Raw genomic sequence first — 21,925 nt, forward strand, 5'->3', positions numbered from 1 at the left:
GCTGGATAATACCAAAAAAGGCCGTTATAAAACCAATTTGAATTATCAGTCCAGCAATTTATGCCTGGCTTCGCCGGTATTTAGGCTACGCATACGGGCTACAGATTGATTTAGCTGAAGTGGTCTGTGTGATTCAAACAACGTTATAAAAAAAAAGTTGCAACTGGTAGTGTTCTGGTATTGGATAGTAGTATATTGGCGTTGAATTGGTTTTGTAAGTGGTTGTGCCGAAGGGTCTGCAGCATGCCGGCGAGATAGGGCGGGCTGGAAAGAAGACCTACGTTAAAAATGAAAAGGTTCCAATCCTGGAGCCTAAATCAAGGGGGAGTACATGAAACGCAATTTGACACCTGCAGCTGCCGTCGTGAAATCCGGATCGCGTAGCCGTACGCCGATCGCTACGGCCGTTGCCGTGATGGTCGCTGGTCTGGCCTTTTCGGCGCAGGCGCAGGAAGCACCCGCCGACGACGTACCCACCGTAGTGACGGTGACCGGCGTGCGTGCTTCGCTGGAAAAATCGCTGAAGCAAAAACGTAATGCGGATTCCGTGGTGGAAGTGGTCACCGCCGAAGATATCGGCAAGATGCCAGACCGTAACGTGGCTGACGCGATCCAGCGCCTGCCAGGTGTGAATACCCAATCGTCTGCCGGTGGCGAAGGCGGCTTCGGCGAAAACGACCGCGTCAGCCTGCGCGGCACCAGCCCGAGTTTCCAGCAAACCCTGTTCAATGGCCACGCCATCAGCACCGGCGACTGGTTCGTCTTGAACCAGTTCGGCGGCAACGTTGGCCGCAGCAGCAGCTTTTCCTTGCTGCCATCGGAACTGGTAAGTTCCGTCGTCGTGCACAAGAGCGCCACGGCCGACCTGCCCGAAGGCGGCGTCTCGGGTGTGATCGACGTGATTACCCGCCGTCCGCTGGAATTCAAGAATCAGATCACGGCCGAAGGTTCGATCCAGGCCTTCCATAATGACTTGGCGGGCAAGACCGATCCGCAGTTCTCCGGCCTGGTGAACTGGAAAAACGACACGAACACCCTGGGCATCATGGTGCAGGGTTTCTCGCAAAAATCGACCGTGCGTCGCGATGGCCAGGAAATCCTCGGCTACACACCGATCCTGGCCAACAGTGCCGCAGCGCTGGCCCATCCTGAACTGGCTGGCGTGAAAGTGCCGACCTTTATCGGCGCGAGCCTGTTCGAACAAAAGAAAACCCGCGAAGGCGGCGCGTTCGACATCGAACTCAAGCCGAACAAGGACTTGACCCTGGATGTGAACGGCTTCTATTCGCAGCTGAAGGCGCCACATCAAAATACCAACTGGCTGGCCGCACCGGCGAACTCGATCAACAGCGCCAACCAGGTTCCGACCAACTACACGGTCAAGAGCGGTACCCTGACGGCTGCCACGTTTGCCACCAACTCGGGCGAGGTCGACAATATCTACCGTCCTGACGCAGGCGGCGAATCGTACTACCTCGATTTCAACTTCAAGTACCGCGCCACCAAGGACCTGACCCTGAGCGGCAAGCTGGGTAAAACCCACGGCGTGGGCTATGACCGCGACGATGTGTACTACCAGAATAACGTCGACGGCGGCATGGTGTACCAGTTGAACGGCATGAGCCCGGCCAACGTGTCCTATCCAGGCGGCACCACCACCAAGCCAGGTTCGACGGCATGGGCGGGCGGTGGCGAATCGCGTTCCGTCGACCAGGAAAAATATGCCCAGATCGACGCCGAACTGCGCCTGTCCTCGGGCATCTGGGACTCGATCAAGTTCGGCGGCCGTCTGACCGACCACAAGCGCGCTGCCGAGCATCCGTTTGAAACCCGTCCGGGTGCACTGGGCTTCTCCAATCCGGGCCCCGTCTGGAATGGCACGATGTACCCGAGCGACTTCGCCAGCAACCTGGGCGGCAACCTGTCGAGCAACTACTTCAAGTACGACGGCGCGGCACTGGGCGCCTGGGGCGCGGCCAACGGCAACCGCCTGTTCGACTACGTGCGTCGCCACAACTGGACGGACGAATTCAAGCTGCAGGAAAAAACCTCGGCAGTCTATGCCATGGCCAACCTGACGGGCGACAACTGGAGCGGTAACTTCGGCCTGCGCGCCGTGCACACCGAGCAGTCGACGCTGGTCAACCAGGCCGGCGGCCCGATCACCGGTTCCGACTGGGGTCCGTACTCGCAGCACCTGTACGAGCGCAGCTACAATGACTTCCTGCCTAGCGCCAACATCAAATTCGATGTACGCAATGACGTAGTGGTCCGCGCGGCCATCGCACGCACCATCGCCCGTCCTGACTACAGCGCGCTGGGCGGCTCCGTCTCGCTGAACGACGATGCATTGAGCGGTGCAGGCGGCAACGTGAAGCTGAACCCGGTCAAGTCGGATAACGCCGAAGTCAGCGCCGAATGGTATTTCGCGCCGAGGTCGGCCGTTTCGGCGGGCCTGTTCTACATGGACTTGAAATCGGTCGTGTCGAACGGTACCACCAGCGCCACTTACTTCAACAGCAAGCGCAATGCCAATGCCGTGTACCTGATCACGTCGCCCTTCAACACCAGCGGCAAGAACAAGGGCGTGGAATTGAGCTATCAGCAACCGCTGTTCGGCGATTTCGGCATCCTGGCCAACTACACCTATGCCGACGGCAAGCTCGACAATGGTGACGAGCTGGTCAACGCATCGCGCAACACGTACAACCTGACGGCCTTCTACGAAGCCAATGCCCTGAGCGCACGCCTGGCCTACAACTACCGTTCGTCCTACAAGGCGGGTGTGGACCGTGGCGCCAGCCAGCACGTCGAAGGTGCGGGCGGCCTGGCCGGTTCGCTCAATTACAAGATCAACGAACACTTCACGGTCACGTTCGATGCGCTTAACCTGACGAACACGACCATCAAGATGTACGCTGAAAACCGCGATCAGCCACGCGCGTTCTACAGCAATGGCCGTACCTTCTACCTGGGCTTGCGCGGCAAGCTGTAAGCAAGACGATCAGGCCTGATGCGCCCGCATCAGGCCAGGTCTTCCTCGGTCTTTCAAGCAAGTTCCTGCTTCAGGGGCTTGCTTTTTTTTTGCGCTCACCGGCAGGGCCGTTTCTGTCTTTTTTACGCCAGGGCTGTCCCCGCCGGTCGCCAGCATGACTTGCGCCCGCTAAGTTGGTAGCCGGCGGCGTAAGGTTTTCTGCCGCCTCCTTGCCGCAAGCAGGAAGGCGGTTTTTCTCATTTGGAATTGTTTGATCATGACTATTGCATCTCAACGCTACCTCGCCCTCGACGTCCTGCGCGGCCTGACCGTGGCCCTGATGATCGTCGTCAATACGCCCGGCGACTGGGGCAGCGTGTATGCGCCGTTCCTGCATGCCGAGTGGCATGGATTCACCCTCACGGACCTGGTCTTCCCCAGCTTTTTGTTTGTCGTCGGCAATGCGCTGGCCTTTGCGCTGGGGAAATATGAGTACCTGGGGCATGGCGCCGTGCTGGCCAAGCTGTGCAAGCGTAGTGCGCTGATCTTTTTATTGGGCTTCCTGCTGTACTGGTTCCCCTTCTTCAAGATCGACGACGCGGGCCAGTTCGCCTGGTCGCCGCTGTCTCACACGCGCATTCCCGGCGTGCTGCAGCGCATCGCCGTGTGCTACCTGGCCGCCGCCCTGATCCTGCATTACTGGAAGACACGGGGCGCGCTGGTCTTTAGCGCCTGCGCCTTGCTGGGCTACTGGGTCATCCTGGCATGCTTTGGCGACTACAGCTTGCACGGCAACGCGCCGGCCAAGCTGGATCTGATCTTGCTGGGCGACAGCCACCTGTACCACGGCGAAGGCATCGCCTTCGATCCGGAAGGTATCCTCGGTACCTTGCCCTCCATTGTCAACGTGATTGCCGGCTACCTGGCGGGCAGCTTGCTGCGCCAGACGGCGCCGGCGCAGCTGCGCTCCCGCCTGGTTCAATTGCTGCTGGCCGGCGTCATTTGCATGGCCGTGGCCCTGTGCTGGAATGAGGTGTTTCCGATCAACAAGAAACTGTGGACCAGCTCTTATGTGATGCTGGGCATCGGCCTGGATTTGCTGCTGCTGGCGCTGCTGATGTTCATCATTGACGTGCGTCAAATGAGGGGCTGGACCTATTTCTTTGAAGTCTTCGGCAAGAACACGCTATTCATCTACCTGCTGTCGGAAGTGCTGGTGATCATCGCATTTACCGTGCGCATCGGCGGCGATAAGCTCTACCAGTGGGTGTACCAGCAGTGGTTTACGGGCTGGGCGCCGGCGCGGCTAGGCTCGCTGCTGTTTGCCATCAGCTTCATGCTGCTGTGCTGGCTGATTGCCTGCGGCATGGACAAGCGCAAGATCTACATCAAGGTCTGACACGCCACATCAAGCTGCGCCGCGTCGACAGGGCAGCGATGCCCACCGTTTGCTGGACGGAGGCAAGGTCGAAAAAAAAGCAGCCCCGGCCTGAGCCGGGAACCGCTTTGCGCATGCTTGAGAGGGAGGAATTACTGTGCCGCTGCTGCCGGCGCCGCCGCTGCCGTGGCAGGACGGTTCAGCCACAGGATCCAGTAGCGGGCCAGGTCGCCCACGCCGTCGCTGCCCTTGACCGTTTCCAGGACCTTGATGGCGTCGTCTTTCTTGCCGGCCATGGCGTAGGAATAGCCTAGGCGCAGTTTGGCGTCTTCTGGACGCTTCAAGCCGCCCTTGGCGATGCCCTTCTGGATCAGGTCGATACCTTTGTCGAACTGGTCCATCGTCACGAAGGCGTAGCCCAGGTTGATCAAGCCCGTGCCATCCTTGCTCTTCATGGCCGAAGCTTCGCCGCTGGCGATGCTTTTCGCATCGTCGGCGGCCGCCTTGTTGGCCTGGTCGCGCAGTTTCTTGTGCTTGGCGGCATTCGCACCCGTGCCCAGCACGCCCTTTGCAAAGCCCGCGTCGAGGACTTTTTTCGCTTCCGTCGGGAAGGCGTTCTGCAAGGCGATTTCAGCCATGTCGCTGTAATCCTGTGGCGGCATGGTGCCTACGGCCTTGAATTGCAGGCGCAGCACGTCCAGCGCGAAGCGGTCCGAATAGCCGGCCTTGCCCTGCAGACGGCCCAGCAGGTCGGTCCAGTAGTCGTCCGACGGGTAGTAGCGCACGAGGTTTTCCATGGCGACCAGGTAGGTGGCCGGATCCTTGCTCTTCGAGCCCGTATTGGCCAGCAATTGCAGTTCCTCGAGGGTCGGCGTCTTGCCTGCTTGCTGCTTGGCCGTCAGGTCGGCCATCAGTTCCTGTTTCGCGCGCGCGAAATCGTTGCTGAAGTAATAGGCGCGGATGATGTAGGGACGCACGCTGCTCACGTCGCCTGTTTCCGTCTGGTAACGGGTGAACCATTTGATGGCGTTCGGGTAATCCTTGGCGTTGTAGTGGTAGTTGGCCAGTGCCTGGATGAAGTCGCCCTGGGCTTTCTTGTCCAGCTTGCCCGATTCGATCACTGCTTCCAGCGCCGTCATGGCCATAGCCGCATTGTTGGTGGTCGACGCCAGCGCCACGCGCAGGCGGTTCAGTACGAACAATTCGTAGGGCGTCAGGGCGGGAATGGCCGCTACCTGGTCGATGCGGCTTTGCACGTCGGCGTAGTTTTTTGCGTCCATCGAGGTCTTCACTGCGGTTGGATCGAGCAGTTTGAACACTTCAGGACGCACCGTGTCGGCAGGGGCGGCGGCGGGCGCACCGGCGGCAGCGGCTGGCTTGGCATCCTGCGCGTGCGACAGGGCTGGCAGGACGTTCAGGCCGATGGCGGCCAGGATCAGGCTGAGACGGGCAAGACGGAATTGGGACATGGTCAATCCTTCAATCAATAACAAAAATACGCACCGGCACTGGCTGCCGCAGCATCGCGCAGCGGCATCGCAAAGGGGCAGGGAATCTTAAAAAACACACATTCTGCCATTCCGCCCGTATAAGTCCAAGGGCGGCAGCATGATAAACAGCGGCTATTGTCACATAAACGGCTAAGCGGGTGCGGCAAACGTGCGCGCCAGTGCTTGCCCTGCGGCATCGAACAGCAGGCAGCGCTGCGGCGGCAGATGCAGGCGCATGGCGTCGCCCGCCCGGCGCAAGCCATCCTCGGCCGGCAGCTTGACGGCCAGCATCTCCGCCACGCCCGGCATGCTGGCGTAAACGATGGCCACGTCGCCAAGGTATTCGACATGGCTGACGGCCGCGTCGAGCACGTTGTTTCCCGCATGGCTGTCCGCATCGTCATGCTTGCGCAGGCTGACATGCTCGGCGCGCACGCCCAGGGTCAGCTGCTGGCCCGGCGCCACGGCGTCGCCGTGCGCCTCGACCTCGACCACGGCGCCGCCAGGCAGGCGCACGGCCACCGTGCCGGGGCTCGCCGCGACGGCCTCGCAGGCGATAAAGTTCATCTTCGGCGCGCCCAGGAAGCCGGCCACGAACAGGTTGCCGGGATGGTTGTACAGCTCGTGCGGACTTCCCACCTGCTCGATGCGTCCGCCGTTGAACACCACGATGCGCTCGCCCAAGGTCATGGCCTCGACCTGGTCGTGCGTGACGTAGATCATGGTGGTCTTCAGTTCCTGGTGCAGGCGTGAAATTTCCACGCGCATCTGCACGCGCAGCGAGGCGTCGAGGTTCGACAGCGGTTCGTCGAACAGGAATACCTTGGGCTTGCGCACGATGGCGCGGCCGATGGCCACGCGCTGGCGCTGGCCGCCCGACAAGTCCTTCGGTTTGCGCTTGAGCAAAGGCGTGATCTGCAGGATCTCGGCCGCGCGCTCGACGGCGGCGCGCACCTCGGCCTTTTTATGTCCGGCCAGGGAGAGGGCGAAAGCCATGTTCTCGAACACCGTCATGTGCGGATACAGGGCGTAGCTCTGGAAGACCATGGCCAGGCCCCGCTCGGCCGGCGCGATATCGTTGGCCAGCCGGCCGTCGATGTGCAGCTCGCCGTCCGTGATGTCTTCCAGCCCGGCGATCATGCGCAGCAGGGTTGATTTGCCGCAACCTGAAGGCCCCACGAAGACGATGAATTCGCCGTCGCCGATAGCGAGGTCGATACCGTGGATGACGGGATGCTTGTCGTCGTACAGCTTGACGATATTCTTTAAGACGATATGTGCCATGTGGTGGTTCTGTCCTAGTTGGCGCTGGCTGGCGCCTGGGGGGAATCGGCCTTGTTCAGGTCGGGTTTGCCGGCATCGGCCTTGGCGCCGATGCGCATGAAGCGCGACAGGATCAGGACGGGCAGGGCCGACACCAGCACCCACAGGAAAAAGGTCTTGTAGCCGAGCGCCGTCTGGATGTCGCCGCTGATCATCTTGAACAGCACGAAACCCAGCTGCATCACCCCTGTGGCGAACGCATAGTGGGCCGTCTGGTATTTGCCGACGGAAACCACCTGCATCATGAACAGGATCAGGCCGACGAAGCCGAAGCCATAGCCGAACATTTCCACGCTGAGCGCGGCCGTGATCAGGGTCAGGTCGGTGGGCATGCTGTGGCTCAGGTAATAGAACACCAGGTTCGGCAAGTTCATGGCCAGGATCAGGAAGAACATGGCGCGTTTCAGGCCCAGCCACGAAGTGAAGTAGCCGCCGCCTATGCTGCCCAGCAAAAAGGCGACGGTGCCGGCCGTGCCGTATACTGCGCCCACTTCCGTCGTCGACAGGCCCAGGCCGCCCAGTTCGCGCGCTTCGCGCAGGAACAGAGGGCCGATGGTCTGCACTTGCGCCTCGCCGGCGCGAAACAGGATGATGAAGGCTATCATGCCCCAGATGCCGGGCTTTTTCAGGAAGTCCACCAGCACGTCCCACAAGGTGCGGCTGATGCCGGCCACGCTCTTGTCGGCCACGGCCGAGTTGCGCACCTGCGGCAGGGCCCACAGGTGATACGTGGCCAGCGACAGCATCATGGCGCCGATGATCAGGAAGATGACCGACCAGGCGGGCTTGATGCCGATTTTTTTCTCCAGGTAGCCGGCCAGGATCACCAGGCCGCCCAGCGAGATGAATTTGCCGGCGTTGAAAAAGGCGCCTTGCCAGCCCGCGTAGGCCGCCTGCTGCTTGTCCGACAGGCTGGCGATATACAGGCCGTCGCAGACGATGTCGTGCGTGGACGACGCCAGCGCGGCGACGAACAGCACGGCGATGCAGGCGGCAAACCACAGCGGCGTTTGCAGCGCCAGTGCGATCAGGCCCAGGCTCAGGCCGCCAAGGAACTGGAACAGCACCACCATCGTCTTCTTGCTCGATGCCAGCTCCAGGAAAGGGCTCCACAGCGACTTGAAGACCCAGGCAAAGCCGATCAGGCCCGTCCAGCGGGCGATCTGGTCGTTCGGCACGCCCATGCTCTTGAACATCAGGCCGGCCACCAGGGCCACGGCGTAGAACGGCAAGCCCTGGGCGAAGTACAAGGTGGGCACCCAGGAAATCGGGCTGCGGACGCCGCCCTTGCTACTGTTGCTGCTGATGCTTTTCTCGTTCATGGATGCTTCCTCGGGTCGTCTTGAAAGTCGGGTATTGCGTTCGGTGCGAAGGCGGCGGTCACTGGCAGCGCCGCCTGGCCTCTGCCATGATGATGCGGTCAGCCGCCTCCTGCGCGTACACGCCGGCGCCGGCCGGGTAGCGTGCGGCCGTGGCCGCCAGGCGCTGCAGCCGCGTTCCCACGGCCTGCAGCGGCAAGGCGCCCGACGCCAGCGCGGCGCTGACGTCGTCCAGTGCGGCCGGCAGCTGCGTGGCATCGGCCAGCAGGGCCATGTCGGCGCCGGCGGCCAGGGCGCGCGCGCCGACATGCCCGCCCTGCGCGTCGATGCCGGGCGTGAGCAGCACGCCGCCGTAGCCCCACTGCTGGCGCAGCAAGCCATGCATCACCGCGTGCGACAGGCTGGCGGGCTGGTGTGCGTCGAGGGCTGGATACACCACGTGCGCGCTCATCATCGAGGCCGTCTGCGTGGCGGCCTGGCGAAACGGCACGAAATCGTGTTCTTCCAGTTGAGAGCGGGTCTTGCCGACGCTGGGGAGCTGGCCGCCGGCGCCGTGCTGCGGCAGGTACAGCCGCGCGCAGCACGCCACGCCCTCGGCCTGGCAGCCCGCCGTCCAGGCTTGCGCCATGGCGGCGGCTTGTTCCGGATCGCCCCCAAAGGCCTGCGCCGCGCCAGGCGCCTGTCCGGCACCGGTGACAAGATTGATCAGGGGGGCCAGCAGCCAGTTGATACCCAGTGCGCGCAAGCCGCGCGCCGTCGCCGCGCCCGTGCCGTTGGCCAGCTCCGCGTCACCATGGGCGCACAGGTCCATGGCGCCCGGTGGCTGCGGCAGCCAGGCCGGGTATGCCGGGGGGATGCCGGCCGGGTCGATGGCGATCAGGACCTGTGGACCCAGGGCGCGCCGCAAGTCCGTGCTCAAGCGGGCCAGCTGCGCCGCATCGCGCAGATTGGCCGCGCGCAGGCACACGGCGCGCACGCCGTTGTCCTGCAGCCATTGCGCGCCTGCCGCATCGAGTTCGGTACCGGGCATGCCCGTCATCAGCAGCTGCCCGGCGAGGCGGCGCAGGTCGGTGGCGATGGTGGCGCTCATTTGACCGCGCCGTCCATGCCGCGCATGAAGAAGCGCTGGGTAAACAGAAAGGCGAGCAGGGTCGGCACGATGGTGATCAGGGTGCCGGCGGCGATCACGCGGGTGCTGCTGCCGAAGGTGCCGCGCAAATATAGCACGCCCACCGAGAGGGGGAATTCATCGGGCTTACTCATGACGATGGAGGGCCAGATATACTCATTCCACGATTCGACGGCCGTCAGGATGCCGACGGTGGCCAGCCATGGCGTAATCAGGGGCAGCATGATGCGGCTGAAGATCACCCACTCGCTGGCGCCATCGACCCGCGCCGCGTCGATCAGGTCTTGCGGCACTTCCTCGAACGCTTGCTTGAGCAGCAAAATGGCCACGGCCGTCACCACGTTGGGCAGGATCACGCCCGTGTAGGTGTCGACCAGGCTCATTTGCGTGATAGTGATGAAGTTGACGAGGAAATTGACTTCCGACGGCAGCACCAGGGTGGCAAGGATCAGGCCGAACACCAGCTTGCGGCCACGAAATTTCAGGCGCGCCAGCGGATACGCGGCCAAAGAGCACAGCAGCAGTTTCCAGAACACGGTGAATACGGCGATCAGCACCGAGTTCTTGAAAAACGACCAGATGGGGATGGCCTGGAACACTTCGATGAAGTTGTCGAAGGACGGCGCCTTTGGCCAGAAGGTGGGCGGGAAGGCGAAGATATTGCCCTCCGTGGAAATGGCTGTCACCAGGGTCCACCAGAACGGGAAGACGCAGACGACGGCGATCGCGCACAGCACGGCATAGTGGCCCAGCATTTGCAGGCGCGTTTTCAGGGGGCGGGAACGGGTTGTCATGGTCATTGCCTGTCAGCGGTGCTTGGGTTTCAAATAGCGCAGGCAAAGCAGGGCGATGGCTATGCAGAACAGCGAGACGACGAAACTGGCGGCCAGCGCGCGTGGCAGTTTCAAGTGTTTGAGGCCCTGGTCGTAGGCGTAGTACAGCGCCGTGAAGGTGGAATTCATCGGCCCGCCCTGGGTCAGCACGTCGACTTCCTGGTAGGCCTTCAGGGCCGCCAGCACGGACAGGATGGAGCACAGCATGATGGTCGGGCGCAGCATCGGTACGGTGATCTTCCAGAAGCGCTGCCAGCGGTTCGCGCCATCGAGCATGGCCGCTTCCTGCATGTCCGACGGGATAGCTTGCAGCGCCGCCAGGTACATCACCATGTACCAGCCCAGGCCGCGCCACAGGGTGACGAACATGACGGCAAACAGGGCCAGGCTGTCGTTCGTCAGCCAGCCCACGGGGGCGTTCACGAGTTTCAGGGTCATCATCACGTAATTGAGCGCGCCCTGTTCGTGGAACATGAAGCCCCACATGATGCCGACCACGGAAACGGTGGTCACCACGGGCACGTAGAAGGCGGCGCGGAACAAACGGATGCCGGGCAGGCGGTTGTTCACCAGCACGGCCAGGGTGATGGCGCCCACCTGCACGAAGGGCACCATCAGCAGGAACAGCAGCGAGTTTTTCAGGCCAGAGACGAACATCTCGTTGTTGAAGATGTAGCGGAAATTATCGAGGCCGACGAAGCGCGTTTCGCGTATCAGGCTGTAATCGGTGAACGCCAGTACGGAGCCGTAGCCGACAGGCCAGAAGGAAAAGGCGGCCAGCAGCAGCAGTGCCGGGGCGAGGAATAGCCAGGCTTGCAGGGTGTGGCGATGGGCGAGTTTCATGGTGTCCTCAGTGGCGCGGCAGGGTGGCCAGCTTGCGGTTCCAGATGGCGACGGCCTGGTCCAGCGCCTGCTTGACATCCTGCTTGCCCGTCACGCCCGCCTCGACGGCTTTCACCAGCGAGCGGCGCAGTTCGTCGTAGTCGTCGATGCCGGCCACGTACAGGGTGCGCGAGTGGCCCATCGACAGGGCGCCAGCGGTCACCGCCTTCTCGGCGGCGCCTGCGTTCTTCGGCGTGGCGAGGAAAAACGGGTCGGCCGCCGCCTTGACGGTGGTGGGGAAAACGCTGGCCTGGCGCGCGAAGGCCAGCTGGTTGTCGTCGTTCGTCAGGAAGCGGGCGAACTTGCCCACCGAGGGCAGCAGGCGCGCCGGTACGCCTTTCGGAATCGCGAAGTGCACCAGCCAGCCGCCGTCGGCAATGCCGGTGGGGCCCAGCGGCGCTGGCGCCACGTCGGTGATGGCGTAGATGTCTTTCGCATCGCCGCGGATGCGCTGCATGGCCGTCGGCGGCGCCAGCAGCATGCCCAGGCGGCCGCCCTTGTAGGCGTCGATCACGGCCGGGAAGTTATCTTCGGCGAACAGGCTCTCTTTCAGCAGGCCGCCGACTTTGTACGTGTCGGCCAGTTTCTGCACCAGCGCCACGTGCTGCGGCGAATTGAAGACGGCGCGGTTGTCGGTAATGACGGCCAGGCCCTGCTGCATGAACAGGCCGTCGATCTTCGACAGGGCAGGGGCGATGCCGGCCTTGCCCGTGCGTTGCGCGATCTGGCGCGCGAACGCCAGCTGTTCGTCGAGGCTGGCGGGGCCGCGCGTGAGGCCCGCCTGCCTGAAAATGGCGGTATTGAAGGCGATCACCGCGACATTGCTGTACATGGGGAAGCCGTAAGTGCGGCCCTTGAAGCGCAAGTCGTCCAGGGCGCTGGGAATGTAGCTGGCGCGCGCCTCCGCGATCAGGCCATCGACGGGCGTGAGCAAGCCGTCGCGCGCATATTCATCGGCCCAGGGCACGTTCAGGCTGACCAGCGCGGGCGGCGTGCCGGCCACGATGCGCGTGACCAGCTTGGTCTGGATGACGTCCCACGGGAAGTCGATCCATTCGATCTTGACATCGGGATTCTGCGCCTCATAGCGCGCCACCACCGCATTGAAATACGGCGTGAACTTGGGCTTCATGCTGAAGGTCCAGAATTCGATTTTCTCGGCAGCCCATGCCTGTGGCGCGAGCAGGCCCGCGCAGGCAAACACTGCCAACAGTCTCTTGATCGTCATTTTTATCCTGGAGCGTGGCGCTCCAATGTCCATGAGTCCGCGGCGCGGGTACATGCCCTTGCCGTCTCTTATATTCGGGTACTGCTGCCGGCAGTCGCGCCCCGTGCCGGGGGCGCAGCTGCCGGATACTGCTTACATACTGCTTAGTTGGTCTTGGTGACCTTGCTCAGGTGGCGCGGCGCATCCGGGTCCATGCCGCGCGCCGCCGACAACTTGGCCGCCATCACGTAGAAGGACTGGATGGCGACGATCGGATCGAGATCCGGCGTGGCGGCCACGGGTAGGGTCAGGTCGCGTTCGGCCACATCGGCGGGGGCCGCCAGCAAGACCTTGGCGCCGCGGCCGCGCATTTCCGTGGCCAACTGCAGCAGGCCGGCCTGGGTCGGGCCGCGGGTGGCAAAAATCAGCAGTGGGTAGCCGTCTTCGATCAGGGCCATCGGGCCATGCTTGATTTCTGCGCCGCTGAAGGCTTCCGCCTGCAGGGCCGATGTTTCCTTGAATTTCAGTGCTGCTTCCAGCGCCACGGGGAAGCTGATGCCGCGCCCCACGACCATGATGTTGCGGGCCGGGGCCAGCACGTCGATGGCGGGCGACCAGTCCACGCGGGTCGCTTCAAGCAGCGCTTCGGGCAGCGCTTCCAGGCCTGCCTGCAGCTCGGGGTCGTTCTGCCACTGTGCCACCATGCGCGCGCCGGCGACCAGGCTGGTGATGAAGCTTTTCGTCGCGGCGACGCTTTGTTCCTTGCCCGCGCGCAGGGGCATGGCCCACTCGGCGGCGTGCGCCAGCGGCGACTCGATATCGTTGACGAGGGCCACGGTGGTGGCGCCACCGTCGCGGAAGTAGCGGATCGGCTCGACCACGTCGGGACTCTGGCCCGATTGCGAGATCGAAATGGCCAAAGTATCCCGCGTCACCAGCGGCGACTTGTTCAGGGTCACCAGCGACATCGGCAGCGACGCGACGACACGGCCCAGGCGTGCCATGATCAGGTAGGCGACGTAGTTGCAGGCGTGGTCCGAGCTGCCGCGCGCGATGGTCAGCGCGGTCGAGAACGAGGTGCTCCTCAATTTGCGGCCCAGTTCCGCGTAGCGTTCCGTGTCGCTGTCCAGTTGCAGGGCGACGCATTCGGCGGCGGAAATGGCTTCTTTAAGCATCATTGAGGTCACAGATTTCTCCTTCTATATACACAGCTTTGAGTTTGAGATCGCGATCGAGTACCACCAGATCGGCGTAAGTGCCGGGGGCCAGCCGGCCGCGTTCTTCCAGGCCCAGGTAATCGGCGGCGTTGGTCGACACGCGCTTGGACGCGTCGGCCAGGTCCAGTCCCAGTCCCACCAGATTGCGCAGCGCCTGGTCCAGGGTCAGGGTGCTGCCCGCCAGGGTGCCGTCGGGCAGGCGCACGCCGCCCATGCATTTCTGCACGGCGTGGCGGCCCAGCATATATTCGCCGTCCGGCATGCCGGTGGCGGCGGTCGAATCGGTGACGCAGTACAGGCGCGGAATGGCGCGCAGGGCCACCTTGATGGCGCCCGGATGCACGTGCAGCAGGTCGGGGATCAGTTCGGCGTATTCGGCGTGCGCCAGTGCGGCGCCGACCATGCCCGGCTCGCGGTGATGCAGGCCGCTCATGGCGTTGAACAGGTGCGTGAAGCCCATGGCGCCATGCTCCAGCGCTGCCACGCCATCTTCATAGGAACCGAGCGTGTGGCCGATCTGCACGCGCACGCCGGCGTCAGCCAGGGCGCGCACCAGGTCCAGGTGACCGGCGATTTCCGGCGCCACGGTGATGACGCGCAGTTTGGCCAGGGTTTGCAGGCGTTCGATTTCGGCCAGCGTGGCGGCGCGCGCGTAGTTGGGCTGCGCCCCGAGCTTGCCCGAATTGATGTATGGGCCCTCCAGGTGGGCGCCCAGCACGCGCGCCGTGTTCGGGCGGCGGTTGTTGGCTGCGATGCCGATGGCCGTCAAGGCCATGTCGATATCTTCCGGTGGCGCCGTCATGGTGGTGGCCAGCAGGCTGGTAGTGCCGTGGCGCGCATGGATGGCGGCGATGGTGTAGACGGCTTCGCCGCCTTCCATGATGTCCTTGCCGGCGCCGCCATGCACATGCAGGTCGATGAAGCCGGGCAGGATGTAATCGTCGCTATTGCTCGACGGGTGGAGGGAATCGCCCGTGATGCTGTCGACGCGTTCGCCGAAGGCGATGGCGCCGTGGATCCAGCCGCCGGGGGTAAGGATATTGCCTTTGATAGTGCTGCTCATCTGCGCGACTCCGCTACGAATTCATAATAATCACTGCGGCAATACGAGTGGGTCAGTTCCACCGCTGCGCCGTTGTCGAGATAACTGACACGGGTGATGTGCAGCATGGCTTCACCCGTCTTGATATTGGCCAGCTTGGCCTGTTCCGCCGTGGCGTTGACGGCGCGGATATGCTGCAGCGCGCGCATCGGGATGGTGCCGCGCGACTCCAGGTAGCCGTACAGCGAATCGGTCACCTGTTGCGGGTCCGGCATGTACAGCGCGGGGATGGTGGTCGTTTCGATCGCCATCACCACTTCATCGGCCGTGCGCAGGCGGCGCAAACGCGCCACCGGCATGTGCGGCGACAGGCCCAGCGACAGCAGTTCCAGCGGCGCGGCCGCGCCGATATCGCGCTGCAGCCAGCGCGAACCGGCCGTAAAGCCCCGCTGGCGCAATTCTTCCGAAAAGCTCGTCAGGCGCGACAGCGGCTGTTCCAGCTTGGGCGTGATGTAGGTGCCCGAGCCGCGCTTGCGCGTCAGCATGCCCCGGTCGCACAGCATGTCGATGGCCTTGCGCGCCGTCACGCGCGAGATTTCCAGGATCTCCGACAGCACGCGCTCCGAGGGCAAGGCCTGGTTGGCGCGCCAGTCGCCGCTGGCGATACCGTCCGACAGCATGTTCGCCAGCTGCATGTAGAGCGGCGTGTCGCTGGCGGGATTGGGTTTGAAGGCGGACAGTTTGGCCAGCATGGTCATTGCTCCTGCAAGTGCTTGCGTATCAGGCGCAGGCCGCCTGCGGCCGAGTCGCCCTGTGCCGGCACGACCAGTTGCAACAGTGCCGCCGGCAGGTAGCTTGACAAGGGCGCCGCCAGGCCGCCGCACAGGGCCACGGGCAAGGTGCCGGCTGGGTCCAGCGCCCTGGCGATGAGGGCGATCTGCCGGCCCGCTTCGTTCAGGATGCCATGTGCCACGGCATTGCTGGCCGCGTGCTCGAGTACCAGCCGCGCCAGTTGCGCGAAAGTGGTCTGGCTGGCGGCGGCCAGCCACACCTGCATGGCGTCGCGCTGGCCGCCGCAGGCGTCGATGATGGCCGTGGCGAAGGTGCTGCCGGGTACGCGCCCATCGACCACCTGCTGCGCGTGGTTGACGGCGCGCATGCCGATCCAGGCGCCACCTGCTTCGTCGCCGGAAGGAAAACCCCAGCCGCCCACTTCGTGACGGCTGCCATCGGCGTGCAGCACTTCGCCCACGCTGCCGGTGCCGATGGCAACGATGACGCCCGGCTGGCCCGCGTGGGCGCCCAGCAGGGTGGTCAGGGCATCCGATTCCAGTGCGACGGCGGCATAGCCGGGATTGTGTTCGACAAAGCTGGCAGCCCACTGTTTGTTGTGCACGCCGGCCAGGCCGAGGCCGATAGCCATGCGCTGCAGGGACGGCTGTTCCAGGCCGGCGGCGCGGAAGGCCAGCGTGACGGCATGCGCCACGGACGTCCAGGCCCGTTCGATGCCCAGTCCCAGGCCGGATGGGCCGCTTTGTCCCTGTGCCAGTTCCTGGTTATCAAGGCGCGCCAGGCGTACGCGGGTGCCGCTGCCCCCGCCGTCGACGCCGATTATGTATTCGATCATGTTGTGCAGCCCCGCATGTGGTTGATTGCGCCTGTCTCGTTTTTTTATTTGTCGGGCGGAGAAAAAGCTGAAGGCACTATATTGTCGCCTCGATGGCTTGTCAACAGGTATTTAAGTGGTATTAATAAATGCCTTGCGCGATGCCGCACCGTACCCGAGGCGGCTATTGCAAGTTACTGTTAGTAAAGGGTTTTTTGTGTATCGTGAATGGTATTGAAATTGGCCTTGTTCAATGCCAATTTTTACCGAGTGGTCTATGTCTGGTGTTGCGCTATTGCTTGTATGCATGCTTGGCAAGGCGCGCCATGAAGAGTAAAGTCCGCCTTTTACACCTGAGTTGGAAGAGCATGATGAACGACAAGGCAGCAAAGAGCGAGTACTGGGACGACTGGCAGCAAGAGGCGCTTGCCGCCGGCGTGTCGGCGCCGCTGGCCGCGCTGGGCATGGAAATGATGCGCACGCACCGCAAGAACCGCTGGCCGAAGGATTTCCTGGGCCGCGAAAGCGATGGCCCGGTCATGATCGAAATGTGCCTGGAAGACGAGGCGGAAACGGAATTGTTCTTTATCGAGAACCTGTATCCCTACGATGCGGCGTTGATCGAGAAGACGCGCCGCCGCCTGTGCCTGCACTAGGCTGAGATGCCCGCGTGACTGGAACGGCCGCCTTGTGCGGCCGTTTTGCTTTTCGGGTGGCATTTTCATGGGGGAGTGTCATAATGGCCCAGGCATTTCCGCCCAAGTATGGAGTAGATGATGAGCAAGGCACAGGACAGCAAGAAAGAAGCCAAGAAGGAACCGGCCAAGAGCATGAAGGAAAAGAAGGAAGCCAAGAAGGTCAAGAAAGAAGAGCGCAAGCGCTGATCATGCGCGTGCGCCGTTCATTGACGCGCCCGTGGCGTGCGCCGGCCGTGCTGGCGGCGTTCGCCCTGCTGGCCTTCGGTGTTCCCGTGTCCGGCGTGCTGGCGCAGCAAAAGGCGCCGCCGTCCACCTTCGGGCAAGTGGTGGGCAATGCCGTGCTGTGCATCGACCAGATCGACAACAAGGCCTTCTATGCCTATTTGCTGACGGCTTTCGGTCCTGCCTACAAGCATGAAGGCGGCGCCTACTGGTTCCGCACGGACGCCACCTTGTGGGGCGCGAGCATTACCGACGTGATCGTCAGCGACGACACCAGCCCCCTTGTCTTCATGGGCGTGGTGGCCGATTCGACGCCGGAAAAGCTGGAACCGGCCATCCGCAGCGCCTCTGGTCTGCGTTTCAATAAACTCGACAATTCCGCCTTTCCTGTCCGTGGTTCCGTGCCCGGCAGTAAAATCGTCTACTTCCGTAGCAAGGCGAAAGTGTATTGCGCCAAATACAAACCGTTGCCGCCCGCCCGCACCCGATGAGGGTACCGGCTTGCCGCCGCGCATTTTGATTGTTTCATCCGCAGGGTCTCCATGTACACGCATTATTTCCAGCTCAAGCAATCGCCGTTCTCGATCGCCCCCGATCCCCGCTACCTGTTCATGAGCGAACGTCACCGCGAAGCACTGGCGCACCTGCTGTATGGCGTGGGCAGCGGCGGCGGCTTCGTGCTGCTGACGGGAGAAATCGGCGCCGGCAAGACTACCGTGTGCCGTTGTTTCATGGAGCAGATTCCGGAAAATTGCCAGCTCGCCTACATTTTCAATCCGAAACTGTCCGTCGAAGAATTGCTGCTGTCGATCTGCGAGGAATTCCGCATCGCCTTGGCGCCCGGTGTGGCCAGCGTGAAAGGCTATGTCGACGCCATCAATGCGCACCTGCTGGCCAGCCATGCGCAGGGCAAGAACAATGTGCTGATCATCGACGAAGCGCAAAACCTCTCCGCCGCCGTGCTCGAACAATTGCGTTTGCTGACGAACCTGGAGACGAGCGAGCGCAAGCTGCTGCAGATCATACTCATCGGCCAGCCGGAATTGCGCGTCATGCTGGCCCGTCCCGAGCTGGAACAGCTGGCGCAGCGCGTCATTGCCCGTTATCACCTGGGTTCGCTGACAGCCGAGGAAACGGCCAGCTATATCCGCCACCGCCTGGCCGTGGCCGGCAGCACGGCGCAGACGCCGTTCGCCCCACGTTTGATGGCGCAGATCCATGCCATGAGCCACGGCGTGCCGCGCCGCATCAACCTGCTGTGCGACCGCGCGCTGCTGGGCGCCTACGTGGAAAACCAGCCGCAGGTGACGCGCCAGATATTGCGCCGTGCCGCCGAGGAAGTGTTTGCGGAAGAGGGTAGGCCGGCGGCCGGACGGGGCTTGCGCTGGCCACATGTGGCTGGCGGCGTGCTGGCCGGCGCCGTGGTGACGGCCGCGCTGGCCTGGCAGTTCATGCCGCGCCCTTCCTCTGTGCCCGCTGTATCTGCCGTGGCCGCCTCGCAGCCGGCCGCATCCGCCGTGGCGGCTGTCGCCGCATCCGCGCCCGCGCCGGCCAGCGTGCCAGACCGTAACGCCGTGCTGCGCCAGCTGGCCGCCCTGTGGGGCGAGCAGTTGCCGGCCGGCGATGCTTGCCAGGCGGGTGCGCGCGCCGGACTGCGCTGCCTGCACAGCCGGGGCGGCATCGCCGAACTGCGTGTGCTGGACCGTCCAGCCATGCTGGCCTTGCGCGATGGGCAAGGAGTTGAAAAGCTGGCGCTGCTGACCCGGCTGCAGGGCGAGACCGCCACGCTGATGCTCGATGGCAAACAGCAAGGCCTGCCCCTGGCCCAGCTGGCGCAGCGCAGCGATGGCAGTTTCACTACCTTCTGGCGCGCCCCACGCAATTGGCGCGACGAAGTGCCGCTGGGGGGGCGTGGCGCCGACGTGGACTGGCTGGCGCAGCGCCTGGCGCAACAGCGGGGTTTGCCGGCACCGGCCGCCAACCTGCCGCTCGATGCCGAAATGCAAGGCCAGCTGCGTGCTTTCCAGCAGAGCCAGAACCTGCGGGCCGATGGCCTGGCGGGTCCGAAAACGTATATACGCCTGATGCAACTGGGTGACAATGCGGAGCCGCGCCTGAGCAGCGCAGCTTCTGCCGTGGCAGCACCCGCTGCGACGGCGATGGTGGCGGGGAAATAAGATGTCTTACATACTAGAAGCACTGAAAAAATCGCAGGCCGAGCGCCAACTGGGCGAGTTGCCCTCGATTCACGCACCGCAAGTGCAGCTGCACGATGCCGCCGCGTCCTCTGCTGCGCGGCGCGCACCCGTCTGGCTGGCGCTGGGCGGCGTGGGCGTTGCCGTGGCTGCCGCGTTGCTGCTGTGGCAGCCTTGGCGGGCGGGCGCGGCTGCGCCTGTCGTCCCTGCCGTGCTGGCCCAGGCTGTGCCCGCGCCCGTGGCTGCCTTGCCAGCGGCTCCTGCGCCCGCGCCTGTGGTGGCCTCCGTGCCGCCAGCGGCCATCGCCGCACCCGTGCACCATGCCAGGCCTGTGGCGGAACCGAAGCAGGAGATGCCCGGTCAAACCGTGCCGCCGCCCGTTGCGGCCCCCGCGCCTGCGGCCACCGCGCCTGCGGCGCCGCCCACGCCCGCCGTAGAGGAAACGGTGGCTGGCATGCGCGACCTGCCCGAGCCGATACAGCGGCAAATCCCCGCCATCGTCATCGGCGGCTATATCTATTCAAAGAATCCGGCTGACCGTCTGTTGCTGATCGACAAGGTCCTGCGCCACGAGGGCGAGGAGCTGGCGCCGGGCCTGGTGCTGGAGAAATTACAGCCGAAGGCTGCCATCTTCAGTTTCAAGGGCTACCGCTACCGCGTGCCGTATTGACTTGTTGCGCATCAGGGCCGGGCCGCCATGACTGAACCAAACTGGCTTTGCCTGCTCGAACCAGGGTCGCTGCGACCGTGTGCGCGGTCGGGGAGCTGCAATGATTGCTGCCACCACTGCTGGTGAGGGTGTTCTTGATGCGACTGGCTTGGGAAAGATGGCGCGTATCGATCATATCGTCGTGCTGATGATGGAAAACCGCTCGTTCGACCACATCCTCGGCTACCTGGGCCTGGAAGGCGGGCGCGCCGGGCCAGCCATGCCAATGTGCATGTAGGCGTGGCTTACCCCGTGCATTATGTGCGGCGCACGGCCTTCGCTCCGCAGCAAGACCCGTCGCATACGGGCCTGTCGGTGGCGCAGCAATTACAAAACAATAACGGCAGCTTCATCGGCGACTATGGGCAAACGCATCCGGGTGATTCCGACATCGATCTGGTGCTCGGTTACTACAATGGGGACGATTTGCCCGGGCAATGATTTCCTGGCGCAGGACTTCGCCCCGCTGGCGCTGGCGGGCGAGCTGGCTGCCGTTGCCCCCGTGCCCGTGCAATCGGAGGCCGAAGCGGGTGTGATCGCCGCACAGCGGCATGTGGCGCGCCCGGCCAGGAATGCGCAGGCGGCGCATGGCAAGACAGCGCCCCGGCCGGCGGGCCGGTGCTGGCGGTAGGGTGGCAAGCTGGCTCCCGCCGATGCCGGGAGTGGCGGAAAATCCGCACGCGCCCGCGCCAGGCGCTGGCGCCGGTGGGGCTGCGTATAATCATTCCTTCTCAATCAAGGAGTGACCATGCACGATGCGATGCCCACCCACCCGGTACTGGGGGTGATCGGCCGTTCCGGTAGCGGCAAGACGACCCTGCTGGAATTTGTGGTGAAGGAACTGGCGGCGCGGGGCTTGCGCGTCAACCTGGTCAAGCACAGCCACCATGACCTGGCGCTGGAGCCGCCGCAGAAAGACAGCGCCCGCTTGCGCCTGGCCGGTGCGGCCGAAGTGCTGGTGGCGTCGCCGTATCGTTTTGCCATCGTGCATGAGCTGCGCGGCGCACCCGAGCCTAGCCTGGCGCAGCAATTGGGCCGCATGGGGCCGGCGGACCTGACCCTGGTGGAGGGTTTCAAGACGGACCCCATCCCCAAGCTGGAAGTGTTCCGCCCGGAAGTGGGGCAGGCGCCCCTGTATCCGCATGATCCGCATGTGATCGCCGTCGCCTCCGACAGCCCGGCGCCGGCCGACCTGCGCGAGGGCGTGCAATGGCTGGACTTGAATGTACGCGAGCATGTGCTGGCATGGTTGCTGCACAGGCTGGAAAAATAAGCTAAAGGTTTGCCGGCAGCATCCGTTAACAAGGGTAGAACCTCATTGGAGAAACGTATGGACGTCGGAAGCATTGCTCAACTATCAACTACGATGGCGGAGACAGGCACGCGGCAAGCCGTCGGCTTGACTGTCCTGAAAAAAGCCCAGGATATCCAAAGCTCGACTGCCACAGCCTTGCTGGCAGCCCTGCCACCGATACAGGCCGCGCCTAGCCTGCCGGCTCACCTCGGTAACCGCATCAACACGACAGCCTGAGCGCAGTCCCGCGGCGCCAGTCCGGCGCTCGCCATTGCCATGCCCACACCACCGTCGCCGACGGCGGCGCGTGGGCATTTTTGTTTGCCTTCTTGCCTGCCTTCCTTCCGCCATCTTTCCCGCACCTGTCAAATGAACTCATTGATCATGGTTCGCCATGGCGCGGCCGA

The 21,925-nt window shown here is 63.6% G+C and carries 22 protein-coding genes; 11 read left to right on the plus strand and 11 right to left on the minus strand.

What is annotated here, in order from left to right:
- The first annotated feature begins 331 nt into the window (after positions 1–331).
- The gene (locus CLU92_RS25710; RefSeq protein ID WP_101484168.1) at positions 332–2,995 is read left to right on the plus strand and encodes a TonB-dependent receptor; all 2,664 of its coding nucleotides are present in this window, start codon (positions 332–334) and stop codon (positions 2,993–2,995) included.
- A 256-nt stretch (positions 2,996–3,251) separates the two neighbouring features.
- Complete coding sequence (locus CLU92_RS25715) at positions 3,252–4,373, plus strand: acyltransferase family protein (protein WP_101484894.1); 1,122 nt, start codon at positions 3,252–3,254, stop codon at positions 4,371–4,373.
- A 131-nt stretch (positions 4,374–4,504) separates the two neighbouring features.
- On the opposite strand, the gene CLU92_RS25720 is transcribed toward CLU92_RS25715, so the two are convergent.
- The 11 genes from CLU92_RS25720 to CLU92_RS25770 form a co-directional block, all read right to left on the minus strand.
- Positions 4,505–5,821 carry a hypothetical protein gene (locus CLU92_RS25720; RefSeq protein WP_101484169.1) on the minus strand — a complete coding sequence of 439 codons (1,317 nt, stop codon included), beginning with the start codon at positions 5,819–5,821 and terminating at the stop codon, positions 4,505–4,507.
- Between the two features lie 171 nt (positions 5,822–5,992).
- Entirely contained in the window at positions 5,993–7,126 is a 1,134-nt protein-coding gene (locus tag CLU92_RS25725; protein ID WP_101484170.1) for an ABC transporter ATP-binding protein, read from the minus strand.
- A gap of 14 nt (positions 7,127–7,140) precedes the next feature.
- Positions 7,141–8,487: an MFS transporter gene (locus CLU92_RS25730; protein ID WP_101484171.1), complete on the minus strand. Its 1,347-nt coding sequence runs from the start codon at positions 8,485–8,487 to the stop codon at positions 7,141–7,143.
- A 58-nt stretch (positions 8,488–8,545) separates the two neighbouring features.
- Positions 8,546–9,574, minus strand: coding sequence for a glycoside hydrolase family 3 N-terminal domain-containing protein (locus tag CLU92_RS25735; protein WP_101484172.1), 1,029 nt, complete (start codon positions 9,572–9,574; stop codon positions 8,546–8,548).
- Positions 9,571–10,407 carry a carbohydrate ABC transporter permease gene (locus CLU92_RS25740; RefSeq protein ID WP_101484895.1) on the minus strand — a complete coding sequence of 279 codons (837 nt, stop codon included), beginning with the start codon at positions 10,405–10,407 and terminating at the stop codon, positions 9,571–9,573. The genes CLU92_RS25735 and CLU92_RS25740 overlap by 4 nt, the downstream gene beginning before the upstream one ends.
- A gap of 12 nt (positions 10,408–10,419) precedes the next feature.
- Positions 10,420–11,289, minus strand: a complete 870-nt coding sequence (locus CLU92_RS25745; RefSeq protein ID WP_101484173.1) for a carbohydrate ABC transporter permease — start codon at positions 11,287–11,289, stop codon at positions 10,420–10,422.
- Positions 11,290–11,296: 7 nt separating this feature from the next.
- Positions 11,297–12,556: an ABC transporter substrate-binding protein gene (locus tag CLU92_RS25750; RefSeq protein WP_101484174.1), complete on the minus strand. Its 1,260-nt coding sequence runs from the start codon at positions 12,554–12,556 to the stop codon at positions 11,297–11,299.
- A 143-nt stretch (positions 12,557–12,699) separates the two neighbouring features.
- Positions 12,700–13,713 carry an SIS domain-containing protein gene (locus CLU92_RS25755; RefSeq protein WP_101484175.1) on the minus strand — a complete coding sequence of 338 codons (1,014 nt, stop codon included), beginning with the start codon at positions 13,711–13,713 and terminating at the stop codon, positions 12,700–12,702.
- A complete protein-coding gene (nagA, locus tag CLU92_RS25760; protein WP_101484176.1) occupies positions 13,703–14,815 on the minus strand; it encodes an N-acetylglucosamine-6-phosphate deacetylase in 1,113 nt (370 codons plus the stop codon). The genes CLU92_RS25755 and nagA overlap by 11 nt, the downstream gene beginning before the upstream one ends.
- Entirely contained in the window at positions 14,812–15,546 is a 735-nt protein-coding gene (locus CLU92_RS25765; RefSeq protein WP_099374772.1) for a GntR family transcriptional regulator, read from the minus strand. Before CLU92_RS25765 ends, nagA begins: the two co-directional genes overlap by 4 nt.
- 2 nt (positions 15,547–15,548) lie before the next feature.
- The gene (locus tag CLU92_RS25770; RefSeq protein WP_101484177.1) at positions 15,549–16,421 is read right to left on the minus strand and encodes a BadF/BadG/BcrA/BcrD ATPase family protein; all 873 of its coding nucleotides are present in this window, start codon (positions 16,419–16,421) and stop codon (positions 15,549–15,551) included.
- 347 nt (positions 16,422–16,768) lie between these two features.
- Between CLU92_RS25770 and CLU92_RS25775 the strand changes: the two genes are divergently transcribed.
- From CLU92_RS25775 to CLU92_RS25810, 9 genes are all read left to right on the plus strand, one after another.
- Positions 16,769–17,056 carry a hypothetical protein gene (locus tag CLU92_RS25775; protein WP_034759823.1) on the plus strand — a complete coding sequence of 96 codons (288 nt, stop codon included), beginning with the start codon at positions 16,769–16,771 and terminating at the stop codon, positions 17,054–17,056.
- Between the two features lie 230 nt (positions 17,057–17,286).
- A complete protein-coding gene (locus tag CLU92_RS25780) occupies positions 17,287–17,811 on the plus strand; it encodes a hypothetical protein (protein WP_101484178.1) in 525 nt (174 codons plus the stop codon).
- Between the two features lie 51 nt (positions 17,812–17,862).
- Positions 17,863–19,497, plus strand: coding sequence for an ExeA family protein (locus CLU92_RS25785; RefSeq protein ID WP_101484179.1), 1,635 nt, complete (start codon positions 17,863–17,865; stop codon positions 19,495–19,497).
- 1 nt (position 19,498) lies between these two features.
- Positions 19,499–20,185 carry a general secretion pathway protein GspB gene (locus CLU92_RS25790; protein WP_101484180.1) on the plus strand — a complete coding sequence of 229 codons (687 nt, stop codon included), beginning with the start codon at positions 19,499–19,501 and terminating at the stop codon, positions 20,183–20,185.
- Positions 20,186–20,342: 157 nt separating this feature from the next.
- Positions 20,343–20,462, plus strand: coding sequence for an alkaline phosphatase family protein (locus CLU92_RS27575; RefSeq protein WP_257561999.1), 120 nt, complete (start codon positions 20,343–20,345; stop codon positions 20,460–20,462).
- A gap of 2 nt (positions 20,463–20,464) precedes the next feature.
- A complete protein-coding gene (locus CLU92_RS25795) occupies positions 20,465–20,665 on the plus strand; it encodes a hypothetical protein (RefSeq protein ID WP_143452649.1) in 201 nt (66 codons plus the stop codon).
- Complete coding sequence (locus tag CLU92_RS25800) at positions 20,640–20,855, plus strand: hypothetical protein (RefSeq protein WP_101484182.1); 216 nt, start codon at positions 20,640–20,642, stop codon at positions 20,853–20,855. The genes CLU92_RS25795 and CLU92_RS25800 overlap by 26 nt, the downstream gene beginning before the upstream one ends.
- Before the next feature lie 117 nt (positions 20,856–20,972).
- Positions 20,973–21,497: a molybdopterin-guanine dinucleotide biosynthesis protein B gene (gene mobB, locus CLU92_RS25805; RefSeq protein WP_101484183.1), complete on the plus strand. Its 525-nt coding sequence runs from the start codon at positions 20,973–20,975 to the stop codon at positions 21,495–21,497.
- A 57-nt stretch (positions 21,498–21,554) separates the two neighbouring features.
- Entirely contained in the window at positions 21,555–21,755 is a 201-nt protein-coding gene (locus tag CLU92_RS25810) for a YjfB family protein (protein WP_034759798.1), read from the plus strand.
- The last annotated feature ends 170 nt before the right edge of the window (positions 21,756–21,925 follow it).

Source organism: Janthinobacterium sp. 61, from assembly GCF_002846335.1.
GTDB lineage: Bacteria > Pseudomonadota > Gammaproteobacteria > Burkholderiales > Burkholderiaceae_D > Janthinobacterium.

What these genes read in the sequence shown, in the direction of transcription:
- CLU92_RS25710 (WP_101484168.1), top strand. Translation starts at nt 332, where the DNA reads ATGAAACGCAATTTGACACCTGCAGCTGCCGTCGTGAAATCCGGATCG.
- CLU92_RS25715 (WP_101484894.1), top strand. Translation starts at nt 3,252, where the DNA reads ATGACTATTGCATCTCAACGCTACCTCGCCCTCGACGTCCTGCGCGGC.
- CLU92_RS25720 (WP_101484169.1), bottom strand. Translation starts at nt 5,821, where the DNA reads ATGTCCCAATTCCGTCTTGCCCGTCTCAGCCTGATCCTGGCCGCCATC.
- CLU92_RS25725 (WP_101484170.1), bottom strand. Translation starts at nt 7,126, where the DNA reads ATGGCACATATCGTCTTAAAGAATATCGTCAAGCTGTACGACGACAAG.
- CLU92_RS25730 (WP_101484171.1), bottom strand. Translation starts at nt 8,487, where the DNA reads ATGAACGAGAAAAGCATCAGCAGCAACAGTAGCAAGGGCGGCGTCCGC.
- CLU92_RS25735 (WP_101484172.1), bottom strand. Translation starts at nt 9,574, where the DNA reads ATGAGCGCCACCATCGCCACCGACCTGCGCCGCCTCGCCGGGCAGCTG.
- CLU92_RS25740 (WP_101484895.1), bottom strand. Translation starts at nt 10,407, where the DNA reads ATGACAACCCGTTCCCGCCCCCTGAAAACGCGCCTGCAAATGCTGGGC.
- CLU92_RS25745 (WP_101484173.1), bottom strand. Translation starts at nt 11,289, where the DNA reads ATGAAACTCGCCCATCGCCACACCCTGCAAGCCTGGCTATTCCTCGCC.
- CLU92_RS25750 (WP_101484174.1), bottom strand. Translation starts at nt 12,556, where the DNA reads ATGACGATCAAGAGACTGTTGGCAGTGTTTGCCTGCGCGGGCCTGCTC.
- CLU92_RS25755 (WP_101484175.1), bottom strand. Translation starts at nt 13,713, where the DNA reads ATGATGCTTAAAGAAGCCATTTCCGCCGCCGAATGCGTCGCCCTGCAA.
- nagA (WP_101484176.1), bottom strand. Translation starts at nt 14,815, where the DNA reads ATGAGCAGCACTATCAAAGGCAATATCCTTACCCCCGGCGGCTGGATC.
- CLU92_RS25765 (WP_099374772.1), bottom strand. Translation starts at nt 15,546, where the DNA reads ATGCTGGCCAAACTGTCCGCCTTCAAACCCAATCCCGCCAGCGACACG.
- CLU92_RS25770 (WP_101484177.1), bottom strand. Translation starts at nt 16,421, where the DNA reads ATGATCGAATACATAATCGGCGTCGACGGCGGGGGCAGCGGCACCCGC.
- CLU92_RS25775 (WP_034759823.1), top strand. Translation starts at nt 16,769, where the DNA reads ATGATGAACGACAAGGCAGCAAAGAGCGAGTACTGGGACGACTGGCAG.
- CLU92_RS25780 (WP_101484178.1), top strand. Translation starts at nt 17,287, where the DNA reads ATGCGCGTGCGCCGTTCATTGACGCGCCCGTGGCGTGCGCCGGCCGTG.
- CLU92_RS25785 (WP_101484179.1), top strand. Translation starts at nt 17,863, where the DNA reads ATGTACACGCATTATTTCCAGCTCAAGCAATCGCCGTTCTCGATCGCC.
- CLU92_RS25790 (WP_101484180.1), top strand. Translation starts at nt 19,499, where the DNA reads ATGTCTTACATACTAGAAGCACTGAAAAAATCGCAGGCCGAGCGCCAA.
- CLU92_RS27575 (WP_257561999.1), top strand. Translation starts at nt 20,343, where the DNA reads ATGGCGCGTATCGATCATATCGTCGTGCTGATGATGGAAAACCGCTCG.
- CLU92_RS25800 (WP_101484182.1), top strand. Translation starts at nt 20,640, where the DNA reads ATGGGGACGATTTGCCCGGGCAATGATTTCCTGGCGCAGGACTTCGCC.
- mobB (WP_101484183.1), top strand. Translation starts at nt 20,973, where the DNA reads ATGCACGATGCGATGCCCACCCACCCGGTACTGGGGGTGATCGGCCGT.
- CLU92_RS25810 (WP_034759798.1), top strand. Translation starts at nt 21,555, where the DNA reads ATGGACGTCGGAAGCATTGCTCAACTATCAACTACGATGGCGGAGACA.